Raw genomic sequence first — 13,432 nt, 5'->3', positions numbered from 1 at the left:
GGTCAGTGCCTCCCGGACTTGCGCGACGCGTCGTCGATCGCTTCGTGGACGTCGTTCTGGGCGCCCTGGATGATGTTGCCGTTCACCTTGAGCGCCCTGGAGATGCCGGCGACGGCCTCCATCAGTGACGTCCCGGTCTTCGTGGTGTCCTCGCGCTCCTTCCGGTCGCGGGGCCTCAGCTGCTCGGACATCTCGTCGTCCCGGCCGACCCAGTCGAGGCAGGTACGGGCCCCGTCCTCGAACCGGCCCACGGCGTCGCCCGTGATCGCCTCGATCTCGCGCATGAGGTCCGCGAACCGCTTGACCTTCGACACGTCCGCCGAGAACACGTCGCCCACGGCTACTCCTCCCTTTCCTCGTCGATCTCGTCCCGCAGCCGTGCGTTGGCCTTGTCCATGGCCGTCTCCGGGTCCTCCAGCACGCCCGGTCCGAAGAGCTCGGCCCAGTCGATGTCCATCCCCTCCGTGGCCCGCGTCCCCGGCAGGGGCCGGGTGAAGGGGGACATGGTGGACATCACCTGACGGGACATCGAGTCCCTGGCCCGGGACACGGCCTCCAGCACCGAGGCGGCGAGCTCGGTGGAGCTCATGGTGCGGTACTTGTTGTCGAGGAACCTCAGGTCGAGGAGCTGTCCCTGGTGTCCGACCGTGGCCTCCACCGTCCGGTCCCGGGATCGCACCACGTGGGTGGCACGGCTCAGTTCCGCCTTGGCCTTGGCCATGCCGGCGGTCATGGACTCCAGAGCGGAGAGCGTCTCGGCGAGTCGCGCGTCGATCGACTCCGTGAACGGGTTCGCCGCCGCACCGGCGTCGGACCCGTCCTGCCGGGCCCGCCCCGCTCCCGTGCCGTACTCGGTCCCGCTCATCCGATCACCGCCGGCGTTCCGCCCTCCTCGGTTCCCCACACGTCCTCGTCCTCCTCCACCCAGTTCGTACGCTGTCGTTCCCCGCTCTCCGTCGACTGGCCGCCCTGCATGCCGCCGCCCATCGGAGCACCGCCGCCCATGGGCGTACTCGTGGTCTGGGTGCCGTTCTGCCGGAAGGGCAGGGCCTCGCCGTGGGCGGCCGCCTCGATCGAGCCGTTGCGGCGCGACACGGACAGGTTGTTCGCGTCGCTCAGCACCGTACGCACACGTTCCCCGTTCGCCCCGCCCGCTCCCGCGCCTGCCCCGGCACCTGCGCCGAAACCCGGGTTGAGGGGTGTTCCCCCGGCGGGCGACTGCGAGGTGTCGGCGCCGACAGAATCGTAACCTGACACGTTTCTCCCCAGAGCACCGCCCGTGAAAGGTGTGCTGTCGTAGTCCTCGTAGTCGAAGTCAGGGCTGTGACTGAGGTTGCCGCCACCGGGGAAACGGGGCCCGCCGTTCAGTGAGGTGTGTACCCCGCCGTGCGGGACGTCGCTCCCGATGACCGGACGGTCGGGCAGGTCGATCGGCCTGTTCGGGTGGGTCGTGCTCGTGTGGCCGCCCGGCTTCGTGGTCTGGAGGGTGCCGTCCGAGGGGTCGAACACGGTCTTGGTGCCGTCCGGGAACTCCGTCGTGATCGTGCCGTCCGCGTTGAACCGCGTGTGGCTGCCGTCGGGGTTGGTGATGACGTCACCGGGCTTGTGCTGGGTCGTGGTCGTGTGGCCGTTCGGCGTGGTCGTGACGAGTCGGCCGGTGTGGGGGTTGAGCACCGTCTTGATGCCGCCCGGATACGTCTGGACCAGGTTCCCGTTCGCGTCGAGGTGGGGTCCGGCGCCGGTGAGGGAGCCGTTGAGGTCGAGCGGGCGCGGGCCGCCCGTCGACGAACCGCCCGTGAGGGAGCCGCCGTTCAGCAGGGAGGTGTTGAGCGGCAGGGGGGTGCCGGAGTTCAGGGGGTGGCTGTTCGCGTGGGTGCCGCCGAGGTTGTCGAGCGCTCCGTTCAGACCGCCGTTGAGCGCGGTCCTCGTGGGGCCGCCGTCGAGGTTCAGGCCGCCGCCGAGCCCCTTGGGACCGCCGTTGAGGCTCTGGGTGAAACCGTCGGTCAGGTTGTTCAGACCCTTGTTGAGGCTGCTGCCGAGCCCGTTCAGCCCGTTGTTGAGCCGCACCTGGTTGCTGTTGGCGTCCTTGAGGCCGTTGCTCAGGTCGTCGAACAGCTCCTTGTTGCCGCCGGCGGCGGCCGAGAGGTTCTTGTTGAGGCTCTCCCAGGTCTTCTTGCTGTCCTCCGCGGACTTCTTCGCCTCCTCCTTCGTCTTCTTCGCCTCCTGTTTCTCGTAGGTCTGGGTGAGGCTGTGGGGATTGCGGTCGATCACCTCCTTCCCGAGATCCGTGGTGGCCGTGTTCCAGCCCTTCCCGAGGTTGGACAGTGACCTCTTGGCGGCCTCGACGAGATAGCCTTCGACGTTTCTCTGCCAGCGCGCCACCGCCGTCTCCCCGATGGCCTTCCAGGTGTTGATGTCGTCCAGGGCGCCGAATCCGGGATCGTCACTGAAACCGGGGAACGTGTCGTAGGTGTCGGAATCCGTCGTCCAGAGGTCTTCGACGGTGTCGGCGCTGTCCCCGTACGCGGTCGGGGCACCGGTGCGCTGGACGCTGACGAGCGGCACGTTGTTGATCAGGATCCACCGGGTCAGCTCGTCCAGCTCTTCGAGCAGCGCCCGGTGCGGATCGTGTTCGCCCGAGTTGGCCCAGTTCAGCCAGGCGGCCTGCATCTCCCGTGCCTCCCAGTGGAGTTCCCACTGTGCCTGGCGCAGGCCGGCGGAGTAGGTGGACCTGGGCTGATAGCCGTCGAGCATGGTGAGGTCGGACTTGTACTCACGGCCTCCCATCTGGTCCGTGTAGCTTTCGTAGCTCTTGTGCAGGGACTGGATGAGGCTCCGTACGACGTCGGCGGACTCGCCCTTCCAGGCGGCCTTGTCACCGCCCAGCGAGGTGTACCAGTCCTCCAGCGGATTCATCTGTTCCCGGAAGAACTGCGCCGCCCGGTCGAAGGCCGCCGCGGTCCGCTCGAAGGAGACCAGGTCGACGGCGTTGTCGTCCGGCACGCCCGTCCCGTTGTACGAGAAGTGCTTCGTCGTGTGGGTGTTCACCAGGGTGTCCAGGGCGAACTTCGGGGCGGAGACGTAGCGCCACAGGTCGGTGTCGTCCCACTCGTCCTTGTACTTGCCGCTGAACTTGCCGCCCTCGCGGGTGGCGCCGGCGTCCGTCAGGTGGCTCTTGCCGTGCTCGTCGGCCAGGACCCCGATGAAGACGATGTCGGCCGTGAACAGCCTGACGTCGTCCTTCCCGTGGTGCGTGTAGAAGGCCAGCCGGTAGTCCTCGCCGTGGGAGGCCTGCCAGCCGCTGGAAGCGGAGTAGTCCTGCGGGTCGACGGCGCGCTTCAGGTGCTCGACCAGGTTGACCCGCATGAGCGGAATCCCCTCTTTGCTCTTCAGCTTGTCGAAGAGGGTCTTGCGGCTCGGCAGCGAGTAGCCGGTGTAGAGACCGACGGCCTGGGCCCAGTAGTCGTCCGTGTCGAAGTTGATTCCCATGTACGCGCTCCGCGTGATGAAGAGGGGGCGGGGGCCGACGGAGGAGGGGCGCTCGGGCTACGCGTCGGTCTTCGATGCCTTGCCGGACGGACCCATGTCGTTGTCGACGTCCTCGAACAGTTCGAGCATCTTTTCGGCGTTGATCTCGGTCAGGTTGTCGCTCTGCGCGGATCCCATGAGCTTCAGCGTCTGCCGGAAGTCCCGGTCGATGTCCCGGAAGAGACGCTGCTGCCTCTCCAGGATCTCGTCGATCGACTTGGCCGCTCCCTTCACCGCCTCGATCAGGCTCTTGCCGTGGGTGGTGTCGTCGCCGGCCATCGGCCCGAGGGCCAGGACCTGGTTCTGCCCGATCGTCTCGGGGGTCGTCTCCCCGTCGACCAGGCTCCTCAGGGCCCTGATCGGGTACGTGGCGTCCCCCGAGTCCTTGTCCCTTCGGATCTCCTCCGTCTTCGTCAGGAAGTCCTTGATGTCGTGGTCGACGAACGTCTGCAGCGACTGCCCGTCGAGATGCGAAAGGTTTCCCATGGGACCTCCAGAAGAAGCGGGACGCGCGGTTTCGGGTGCGGGGCGCCGGACGGGGCCGGACCGCCCGGTCGGGAGGTCCGGCCCCGTGGACAGAGCGGTCAGGCCTGGACCTTCACGTCGGACCACAGCTGGGCGAGCGACTGCTCCGTGTACTTGTAGGTGTTCTGCGCGCCGTTGAGCACCTCGATGTACTTCGCCAGCAGGGCCTCCATGTCGGCCACCGCCCGGTTCCAGTTGGCCTGGCAGACGCCGTACGCGCTCTTGTCGTCACCCTCCCAGCCCTGCTTCAGGACGTCGAGCTCGGCGTCGAGGTTGGTGAGGGTCTGGTCGATGGCCTTGGTCTGCTGGACCATGTTGTCGATCGCGTTGTCGATGTGCCGGTAGTCGACGTGGATGACGCCGTCTTCGAACGGACTGGACATGTCTGCCTCGTGATGTCTCGAAAGGGTCAGCGGTGCGGTCGAGGAGGTGGGGGCACGGGGCCCGGGTCACCTGCCCATCAGCGTGTGGTACGTCGGGTCCCCGTTGCCGCGGGCGTTCTTGATGGCCTCGTTCACCGCCTGCTGGTTCTTGTTGACCTCCTGGACGTTCGTGTGGAGGTTCGCGATCATTTCGTCCAGGTTCACGAGGATCTTGTCGACCTGGCTCTCCCAGTCTTCGATGAGGTCGGAGTAGGCACGGCCGTCACTGCCCTTGTAACCCGTGTTCAGGCCGATCCGGGTGGCCTCGACGTCCGCACGGCACCTCCTCACGCCCGTGCGCGCGGATTCCAGGGCCATGATGCCGTTGCTTACGGCCTGTGCGTCTGAGATGCGAAGTGGGCTTTCGGCCATGGACAGCCTCCCGATTGCTCCGTCGAGGAGTCGACACTCTCTCGACACGTGTGTCAGTGGCGTACGGTCCGCCGCGGTCGGTGACGGCCGAACCCGGCGCGGTGTCTACCGTACCCCGTCAAGGTGTGTCTTCCACGAGAATACGTATGAGCCGCACACGAAGAGACCGACACGGGTCCTACCGCCCCTGCGGCGGGCACTGCGTCTGCACCGTGGGCGGAACCGCTCCGGCCGCCGCGTCCGGGTCGAGGGCGGGTCCCGTCGGCAGCATGGAGAGCAGCGGCGAGGGCAGGGCGACGGCCCGCCCCTCGCCGTACCCGAGGGCGCCGAGCGCCTTCGCCGTCGGGACGCGGAACTTCGTGCCGGTGTCGTCGACCAGGTAGGTCGTGGTGCCGAGGGCGGAGCCGCCGGCACCCAGGGCGCGCACCAGCACCGCCCTGCCCGGACGCACCACGACCGCGTCCACCCGCAGGCAGGCCGGTGCGGCGTCGGGCGACGGCTGGGCGGCGGGAGGCAGGGCGTCCGTCGGCACGAGCAGCGTGGTGACCAGCGTGCCGTCCTCACGCGGTTCCACCCTCGTGCAGGCGGACTGGTCCCCGGCGATGACGGCCGGCTTCGGCGGCTCGGTGGGCAGGCCCTCGGTGACCGGGGAGCGGCCTTCCGCGCCCGGCGCCAGGTGCTGCTTGAGCGCGTCGGCGCTCAGCGGCACCGTGAGCGGGGTCTTCCCGGCGTACGCCTTCTCCCGCGTCCGCGGATCGCCCAGTACGAGGGCGGCCTGTGTGGCGGTCAGGGGTGCCAGCCCCTCCTTGCGCAGGAGGTAGTACGGATGCTCGTCGGAGCCGGGCACCTCGGCCCGGAACACCCGGCCCGTCGTGCCGGCGTTGCCGTCGAGCGACGGTCCCGCGTCACCACGGCCCGGTACCTCGGGCGCCACGAGGTCCGGTCCGGGGACCAGGGCGTCGAGGAAGGCGGCGGAGACCGGCCGGGGCGTCACGGAGCCGTAGCCGAGGGACACGGCGGCACCTGATTCCTCGTCCAGGCGCAGTCGGCTTCCCTGCCAGACCAGGTAGGTCGTGTGGTCGGGGCCCTCGGCCACGAAGCCCTGCCCCGTGCCCAGTCCGGTGCCGTCGAGGGGGGATCCGGCCACCAGTGTGGTGCGGGCGTCCGGGGTCCGGGCGCCGGCGGTGGAGCAGACCAGCCACGCGCCCTGGTCGAGGTCGCCCGCCGGCGGCACCGACTCGGGGGCGCCGGGGATGCCGATGGGCTGCCCCACGGGGGTTCCCCGGAGGGAGGCGGTGGCCACCGTGGAGGTGCTGGGGCCGCCGCCGACGATCAGGCGCGCGGAGGCGTAGTTGCGCACCGGCCTGAGCCGCCCGTCGGCGTACAGGTAGCGGGCGCCGGTCTCCTTGTTGACGACGAGGGCCCCGGGTGTCTTCCACGAGGTGTTGCCGCCGGGTGAGATCAGCCCGTACACCACGGCTCCGGCGGCTATCAGCACCGCGATGAGCACGCCGATGAACACGCCGCGCGTGGTCCGGCCCAGCGGGGTGTCCGGGGCGTCGGGTTCGGCGAGGAGCATGCCGGCCGTGAGCCGGCTCATGATGAAGCTGTGCGCCTGTACCTGGTCGCGTTTCGACTGCATGGTGGTGACCTGCCTCGCGGGTTTCTTCGGGGTCGGCGTGGTCTGCGGTCAGCCCGTGAGGGCGCGCAGTCGGCCGAACACGCCGACGGCCCAGAGCGTGATCGGCAGCAGGGCGACGGCCAGGGTGGACTGCAGCAGTTCGGCGGCGCGGCCCCAGTAGGGCAGCATCCGGCGTCCGGGGACGGACCAGGTGGTGAGGGCGAGCGCGGCGGCCAGGCCCAGCAGTCCGGCGACGAACACGGGCCGGTCGCCGGGGGCGAGGCGGGCGCCGGCGCCGACCAGGACCAGCGCGGCTCCCATGGCGCCGGGCACGACCAGGACGAGCCGCTGCCACACGTTGACCATGCCGCGGCCGTGCAGGAGCAGGATCACGGACAGGAGGACGGCGAACAGCGCCTCCGGGAGGCCGGGGCGGCGCACCAGCGGGATCAGGCAGGTCGCGCAGACGAGGCCGATCGCGCCGTACAGGGCGATCATCCAGCCGCCGGCCAGCTCCGTACGGGTGGTCACCTCGGGGACTTCGTACGGTTCGATGCCCTCCTGGAGCTGCCCGGGGTGGGTGGGCAGCGGCGGCATGCGCATGCCCGCCAGCTTGAACGCGAGGGCGGGCACGAAGCCGCCGACGACCACCAGGCAGGCGGCGATCACACAGGCGGCCTTGTCCACGGGGACGTCGAAGACGCTCATCAGGACCCCGGAGACGGCCGCGGACACGCAGACCACGGCCGCGGACAGGAAGAGCGGGGCGTAGACGGCGACGGCCGCCAGCGCCAGGACGGCGGCGCCCGCACCGGCGGCGCCGGCGGCCAGCAGCCGGGCGCCCAGGACGTGGTGGGCGTGGGGGCCCGCGCTCTCGCCGTCGGGCAACAGCCAGCCCGCGAGTCCCAGGGCCGGCACGGCCATGACACCGAGGGTGCCGCCCGTGGCGGCGTCGCCGACGGCGCGGGCGGCCGTGGCGGCTCCCGCCAGGATCAGCAGTCCGGCCGCGCCGGCGGTGGCCACGCGGGGCACGACCTCGCCACCGGGCCAGGCCAGCAGGCCCAGCGCGATGGCCAGGACGCAGACGAGGAAGGCGCGCAGGAGTTGCCGGCTGCGGTCCGCCGTCCAGGCGTGCAGCCGGTCCCGGGTGACGTTCGCGATCCCGTCGACCAGGTCGTCGAGACGGACCTCGGGCATCTCCTCGGTCCGGGGGCGCAGATGGAGCACCTCGCCGTCGTGCAGATCGAGGGCCTCCAGGGTGGCTTCGTCGTCGAGGGCGGGGCCGCCCAGGCGCTGGAGCACCCAGCCGCCGTGGTCGAGGCCCTCCTCCTCCATGTCCTCGGCGCAGTACCTGAGCAGGGTGGGGAGGAGGTCGGCCACGGGCACGTCCACCGGGACGGCGAGGTCGATCGTCCTGGAGGGTGCCCGGACGGTGAGGCGGCACAGGCTGGCCACCGAGGTGTCGCTCATGGTCGGCACATTCGCTTTCGCGGAAGGTGATCAGGGCGGACGGACGGGGGAGCGGGAGACCGGTCGACACATAGGTGTGTGCTCCGGCGAGGTACGTATCCGTCTATCGTGTGCAGGGTACCTCTGTCCACCGGGCCGTCCTCGTCGCCCCGCGTTTCTCCCCGACGGGCCAGGTGACACCTCACTGGCTGCCGCCCGAAGGAGCCGATGCCTTGAGTTCCGTGCTGTTTCGTCGTCCCGCGCGTCGCCGTGGACCGGACATGCCCCAGGGGGAGTTGAGCCTTCAGGAGCCGCCGGTGCTCGCGGAGTCGGTGCCGGACAACTCCGCGGTGTGGACGTACATGCCCATGGCGATGATGTCCGTCTCCATGATGCTGATCTTCCTGCGTCCCGGCGGGTCGAACGGCGTCTTCGTCTACCTGTCGCTGGGTCTGATGCTGCTCGCTTCGGCCGCCATGATCATCGGTCAGTTCATGAAGCGCGGCAGTGAGCGCAAGCAGCGGCTGCGCGGGGAGCGGCGGGACTACCTGAGGTATCTCGGGCAGGTCCGCAAGCAGATCCGGCGCGCGGTGACCGAACAGCAGCTGGCGCTGGCCTGGCGCCATCCGGAACCGGCGGCGCTGCGCTCCCTGGTGCGCACCACGCGGCTGTGGGAACGCCGGGTGAAGGACGAGGACTTCGCCGAGGTCCGGATGGCGGTCGGCGATCAGCAGTTGGCCATGAAGCTGACGCCACTGGCCACCAAGCCGGTCGAGGACCTCGATCCGCTCGCGGCACATGCGCTGCGCCGCTTCATACGTGCCTACAGTACGGTGCCCGATCAGCCGGTCGCCGTGTACCTGCGTTCCTGGGCGCGGGTGTTGATGCGGGGTGACGACGCCGCCCGGCGGAGTCTGGTCCGCGCGATGCTCGCGCAGCTCGCCGTCTTCCACGCTCCGGAGGACCTGTGGATCGTCGTGTGCGCCGCGGACGAGCACCGGGCCGAATGGGAGTGGCTGAAGTGGTTGCCGCACGGCCAGCATCCGCAGGAGAAGGACGGTGCGGGCCCGGCCCGGATGGTGACGTCCGCGTTCAACGACCTGGAGGACCTGCTCGGGGCCGAGTTCGGCGAGCGTCCCGGCTTCGATCCGGAGACGCCCCCTGGCCGTGAGGAGCCGTACACGGTCGTCGTCCTGGACGGGGTGACGGTGCCGGCCGGACACCGCATGGACGGTCAGGGCCATCGCAACGCGGTCGTCATCGACCTGGCCGACACCCTCCAGTGGCGGCCCGGGCGCAGCACGCTCCGCCTCGAAGTCCAGCCGGACCGGCTCGCCCTGGTGCGCACCGACCGCACCCGCAAGGAGCAGACGACGCGGCTGGGCCGGCCGGACCTCATGGGGCCGGTCGCGGCCGAGGCGCTGGCCAGGGTGATCGCGCCGTACCGCATGCGTCTCGCGGACTCCGTCGCCGAACCGCTGGACGCGAACACCGAGCTGACGACGCTGCTCGGCATCGGCGACCTGCACCGGCACGAACCGCAGACCCTGTGGCAGCGGGCGAACGGCTCCTCGCGGCTGCGGGTGCCCGTCGCGGTCGGCAGCGACGGCCTCCCGGTCGAGCTGGACATCAAGGAGTCCGCGCAGGGCGGCATGGGGCCGCACGGGATGCTCATCGGCGCCACCGGTTCGGGCAAGAGCGAGCTGCTGCGGACCCTCGTGCTCGGCCTGGCCCTGACGAACTCCTCCGAGACCCTCAACTTCGTCCTCGTCGACTTCAAGGGCGGTGCCACCTTCCTGGGCCTGGACGAACTGCCGCACACCTCGGCGGTGATCACCAACCTCTCGGAGGAGGTCGCGCTCGTCGCGCGCATGCAGGACGCCCTGCACGGCGAACTGATCCGCCGGCAGGAGCTGCTGAGGGCCGCCGGCAACTACTCCTCGGCCCTGGAGTACGAGAAGGCGCGCGCCTCGGGCACGGACCTCGCCCCGCTGCCGAGCCTGTTCGTCGTCGTCGACGAGTTCAGTGAGCTGCTCTCCGCCCACCGGGAGTTCATGGAGCTCTTCGTCATGATCGGCCGGCTGGGGCGTTCCCTGGGCGTGCATCTGCTGCTGGCGTCGCAGCGCCTGGACGAGGGGCGGATGCACCAGCTGGAGAGCCATCTGTCGTACCGGATCGGTCTGCGTACCTTCTCGGCGATGGAGAGCCGGGGGGTGCTGGGTGTCCCCGACGCCTACCAGCTGCCCTCGCAGCCCGGCAGCGGGTACCTCAAGAGCGGTGTCGAGGCGCTGACGCGTTTCCGCGCGGCGTATGTGTCGGGCGAGTACCGCAGGCGGGGCGGGGCGGTCGCGCAGGCGCGGGTGGCCAGCCAGGTGGTGCCGTGGACGTCGGGGTACGTGGTGCCGCGCACGGTCCAGCCCGCCGAGGCGGAACCCGTCGCCGAGGAGGAGCGGGAGACGGGCGACACCCTGATGTCGGTGGCTCTGGACCGGCTGCGGGGCGCGGGGCCGGGGGCGCACCAGGTGTGGCTGCCGCCGCTCGGTCTGCCGTCCCCGCTGGACGAGCTGCTGCCGCCGCTCGCGGTCGGTCCCGAGCGCGGGTTCACGGCGGCGTCGTGGGCCGGGTCCGGGCGGCTGAAGGTGCCGGTCGGCCTGGTCGACAAGCCCTTCGAGCAGCGCCGCGACCCGCTCGTGGTGGATCTGTCCGGCGCGGAGGGCCACGTCGGCATCGCGGGCGGCTCGCAGAGCGGCAAGTCCACCCTGCTGCGCGGCCTCATCGCCTCCCTGGCCCTCACCCACACGCCTCGTGAGGTGCAGTTCTACTGTCTGGACTTCGGCGGCGGCACGCTGTCCGGGCTGTCCGGGCTGCCGCACATGGGCGGCGTCGCCTCCCGGCTGGACAGCGAGCGCATCAGCCGGACCGTCTCCGAGGTCACGGCGGTGCTCAACCACCGCGAGCAGTTCTTCCTGGACCACAACATCGACTCGATGGCGACGTACCGGCGCCGCCGGGCGGCCGGTGAGTTCGCCGAGGAGGCGCACGGCGACGTCTTCCTCGTGGTGGACGGGTGGACGACCCTGCGCCAGGACTTCGACCACCTGGTGCCGACGTTCAACCAGTTCGCCGCGCGCGGTCTGAACTACGGCGTCCACCTGGTCGTCACGGCGTCCCGGTGGATGGAGATGACGACCCAGGTGCGCGACCAGATCGCCACGCGCCTCGAACTCAAGCTCGGCGACAACATGGACTCGGTGGTCAACGTGCGGCGGGCGGCGGAGGTGCCGCGCATCCCCGGGCGCGGTCTCACGGTCGAGGGGAAGCTGCACTTCCTGTCGGCGCTGCCCCGCGTCGACGGCAGCGGCTCCGTCGACGACCTCACCGAGGGCGTCGCGGATCTGGTCGAGCGGATCTCGGCGGGCTGGAACGGTCCGGCCGCTCCCGCCGTCCGCATGCTGCCGCACCGGCTTCCCGCCGCCGAACTGCCCGCGCCCGAGAGCACCGGCGGGCTGCGCATGGCGCTCGGGCTCGACGAGGAGACGCTGTCCCCCGTCTGGCACGACTTCAGCCGCACCCCGCACCTGATGGCCGTCGGCGACACCGAGAGCGGCAAGTCCAACCTGCTGAAGCTGGTGACCTCCGCGATCACCGCCCGGTACACCCCCTCGGAGGCGCGGATCCTGGTGGTCGACTACCGGCGGGAGCTGGTGGAGGCCGTTCCGGAGGAGTACCGCCTGGGTCACGCCGTGTCCCTGAGCGCGCTGGAGGAGCTGATGGGCGGTTCCCAGCAGGCGCTGAAGACGCGGCTGCCGGGGCCGGACATCACCCCCGCCCGGATGCGGCAGGCGGACTGGTGGGCGGGGCCGCGCCTGTTCGTCCTGGTCGACGACTACGACATGGTCGGCGGCGGCAACGCCTTCGACCATCCCTTCGCGCCGCTCTTCGAGTTCCTGGCGCTCGGGCACGAGGTCGGCCTGCACTTCGTCATCGCGCGGTCGGCCACCGGCGCCGGCCGCGGTCTGAACGACCAGTTGCTGCGGCGGCTCGGCGAGGTCAACACCCCCGGCCTGCTGCTGTCCTGTCCGCCGACCGAGGGGTTCGTCTTCGGCAACGTCAAGGCGAGGAACCTGCCGCCCGGCCGGGCCCGGTACATCGCCCGGAACAAGGCGACGCTGTTGCAGACGGCGTCGGTCGAGACGCCTCCGGAGGCGGAGGAGCAGTAGGCCGGTACGACGCCAGGGGGCGGGGTGTGCCACACACCCCGCCCCCTGGACCGTCTCGACGCCCGGTCAGCGCCCTGGCGGACGCCAGCCGCGCGCCCGGCCCCGCGGGACGGCCAGGGCCGCCCAGCCGGCGAGGAGGAGCACCGTCAGACCACCTCCGGCGACCGGCACAGCGGTCCTGGTGGCCTCCTCCCCCGGCGTCCGGTCGGGCATCCGTACGACCTCGGTGTGCGCCTCGCGATCGGTACCGGCCCCCGTCGCGCGGTCCTGTGCCACCGAGGCGACCGCCGCGTAGGCGTCCAGCCGGGGTACGTAGTCGGGGTAGGCCGTGGAGACCAGGCGCCGCGCGACCTGCTCGGCCGACAGGTGGGGGAAGGCCGACCGCACGAGGGCGGCGGCCCCCGCGGCGTACCCGGCGGCCAGCGAGGCTCCGCTGCCGATGAAGTGCCCGCCGCCGCGCGGCCCGATGCCGACGAGGCCGTCGCCGGGGGCCGCCAGGTCGGCGTGGACCGGGAGCGGTGCGTCGTCCCGGCGGACGCCCTCGACGTCCACGTCCAGCACGCTCAGTACGCCGGGGGAGGCCGCGGGCCAGTAGTCCCGGGGGGTCGGTGCGGCGGTCGTGGTGTTCCGCGGTGCGTCCGGTACGGCGGCCGCCACGATCAGGGCGTCGTGCTTCGCGGCGTAGGACACCGCGGCGTCGAGCGCGGGCGACCGGGTCCCGAACGCCGCCGACACCTCGACGACCCGGGCGCCGGCGTCCACGGCGGCGCGGATGCCCGCGGCGACGCCGGCCACGGAGGGTGCTCCGCGTCCGGTGGTGGCACGGACCGCCACGATGCTCGCCCGGGGCGCGACGCCGTGGAAGGCGACCCCTTCGACGGGTGCGGCGGCGATCAGTCCGGCCACGAAGGTCCCGTGGCCCACGCAGTCGTCTCCGGCGCCGCCGACGGCCTGGACCCGTCCGGCCAGGGCGGGTGCCCGGGTGGAGACGCCCGTGTCGACGACGCCGACCTTGACCCCCGCGCCCTGGGAGATCCGTGCGGCACGGCTCAGCTCCAGGCTCTGGTGCTCCCAGGGCATGGCCGTCGCCCTGGTGGGGGACTCCTTGACGCAGCCGGCGCCGTCGGCTCGTACGGCGGTCAGGACGGGCAGCTTGACGGTCGGCGGGCTCTCGGCGGCGAGGGCGGCGGGCCCCGCGGTCAGCACCGCCGACGCGGCCAGAGCCGGTGGCAGGAGCATCGACGCCTCCAGACGCAGCGCCGGTCCCCGGCCCGTACGCCTGCGCCTGCCGGGGG

At 71.2% G+C, this 13,432-nt stretch carries 10 protein-coding genes; 1 reads left to right on the top strand and 9 read right to left on the bottom strand.

Features of this window, described 5'->3' with window-relative positions; translation table 11 throughout:
• Nucleotides 1–2: 2 nt before the first annotated feature.
• The 8 genes from ACFYUS_RS32900 to eccD all read right to left on the bottom strand — a co-directional run bounded on the left by ACFYUS_RS32900 (nt 3) and on the right by eccD (nt 7,938).
• Nucleotides 3–338, bottom strand: coding sequence for a hypothetical protein (locus tag ACFYUS_RS32900; RefSeq protein ID WP_388860506.1), 336 nt, complete (start codon nt 336–338; stop codon nt 3–5).
• Between the two features lie 2 nt (nt 339–340).
• Nucleotides 341–865 carry a YbaB/EbfC family nucleoid-associated protein gene (locus tag ACFYUS_RS32895; protein WP_388860503.1) on the bottom strand — a complete coding sequence of 175 codons (525 nt, stop codon included), beginning with the start codon at nt 863–865 and terminating at the stop codon, nt 341–343.
• Complete coding sequence (locus tag ACFYUS_RS32890) at nt 862–3,489, bottom strand: AAWKG family protein (RefSeq protein ID WP_388860500.1); 2,628 nt, start codon at nt 3,487–3,489, stop codon at nt 862–864. The genes ACFYUS_RS32895 and ACFYUS_RS32890 overlap by 4 nt, the downstream gene beginning before the upstream one ends.
• A 57-nt stretch (nt 3,490–3,546) precedes the next feature.
• A complete protein-coding gene (locus ACFYUS_RS32885) occupies nt 3,547–4,014 on the bottom strand; it encodes a type VII secretion system-associated protein (RefSeq protein ID WP_388860497.1) in 468 nt (155 codons plus the stop codon).
• Nucleotides 4,015–4,112: 98 nt separating this feature from the next.
• Nucleotides 4,113–4,436 (bottom strand): WXG100 family type VII secretion target, encoded by a 324-nt coding sequence (locus ACFYUS_RS32880; protein ID WP_388860494.1) that lies wholly within the window; start codon nt 4,434–4,436, stop codon nt 4,113–4,115.
• Nucleotides 4,437–4,502: 66 nt separating this feature from the next.
• Nucleotides 4,503–4,793 carry a hypothetical protein gene (locus ACFYUS_RS32875; RefSeq protein WP_388860491.1) on the bottom strand — a complete coding sequence of 97 codons (291 nt, stop codon included), beginning with the start codon at nt 4,791–4,793 and terminating at the stop codon, nt 4,503–4,505.
• A 232-nt stretch (nt 4,794–5,025) separates the two neighbouring features.
• Complete coding sequence (eccB, locus tag ACFYUS_RS32870; protein WP_388860488.1) at nt 5,026–6,489, bottom strand: type VII secretion protein EccB; 1,464 nt, start codon at nt 6,487–6,489, stop codon at nt 5,026–5,028.
• Between the two features lie 48 nt (nt 6,490–6,537).
• On the bottom strand, nt 6,538–7,938 hold the full coding sequence (eccD, locus tag ACFYUS_RS32865) for a type VII secretion integral membrane protein EccD (protein WP_388860485.1): 1,401 nt from the start codon (nt 7,936–7,938) through the stop codon (nt 6,538–6,540).
• A 260-nt stretch (nt 7,939–8,198) separates the two neighbouring features.
• Here eccD and eccCa point away from each other — a divergent pair, with 260 nt between their 5' ends.
• Nucleotides 8,199–12,137, top strand: a complete 3,939-nt coding sequence (gene eccCa / locus ACFYUS_RS32860; RefSeq protein ID WP_388860482.1) for a type VII secretion protein EccCa — start codon at nt 8,199–8,201, stop codon at nt 12,135–12,137.
• Between the two features lie 66 nt (nt 12,138–12,203).
• On the opposite strand, the gene ACFYUS_RS32855 is transcribed toward eccCa, so the two are convergent.
• Nucleotides 12,204–13,376: a S8 family serine peptidase gene (locus ACFYUS_RS32855; RefSeq protein ID WP_388860479.1), complete on the bottom strand. Its 1,173-nt coding sequence runs from the start codon at nt 13,374–13,376 to the stop codon at nt 12,204–12,206.
• Between the last annotated feature and the right edge of the window lie 56 nt (nt 13,377–13,432).

The sequence above is a fragment of the Streptomyces sp. NPDC004284 genome (assembly GCF_042874035.1).
Lineage (GTDB): Bacteria > Actinomycetota > Actinomycetes > Streptomycetales > Streptomycetaceae > Streptomyces.
This window is presented reverse-complemented; position numbering and strand designations above follow the sequence as displayed.

Excerpts from the sequence above, each read along its gene's own strand:
- ACFYUS_RS32855 (WP_388860479.1), bottom strand. The coding sequence starts at position 13,376 with ATGCTCCTGCCACCGGCTCTGGCCGCGTCGGCGGTGCTGACCGCGGGG.
- eccB (WP_388860488.1), bottom strand. The coding sequence starts at position 6,489 with ATGCAGTCGAAACGCGACCAGGTACAGGCGCACAGCTTCATCATGAGC.
- ACFYUS_RS32895 (WP_388860503.1), bottom strand. The coding sequence starts at position 865 with ATGAGCGGGACCGAGTACGGCACGGGAGCGGGGCGGGCCCGGCAGGAC.
- ACFYUS_RS32885 (WP_388860497.1), bottom strand. The coding sequence starts at position 4,014 with ATGGGAAACCTTTCGCATCTCGACGGGCAGTCGCTGCAGACGTTCGTC.
- ACFYUS_RS32880 (WP_388860494.1), bottom strand. The coding sequence starts at position 4,436 with ATGTCCAGTCCGTTCGAAGACGGCGTCATCCACGTCGACTACCGGCAC.
- eccD (WP_388860485.1), bottom strand. The coding sequence starts at position 7,938 with ATGAGCGACACCTCGGTGGCCAGCCTGTGCCGCCTCACCGTCCGGGCA.
- ACFYUS_RS32890 (WP_388860500.1), bottom strand. The coding sequence starts at position 3,489 with ATGGGAATCAACTTCGACACGGACGACTACTGGGCCCAGGCCGTCGGT.
- ACFYUS_RS32875 (WP_388860491.1), bottom strand. The coding sequence starts at position 4,793 with ATGGCCCTGGAATCCGCGCGCACGGGCGTGAGGAGGTGCCGTGCGGAC.
- eccCa (WP_388860482.1), top strand. The coding sequence starts at position 8,199 with ATGCCCCAGGGGGAGTTGAGCCTTCAGGAGCCGCCGGTGCTCGCGGAG.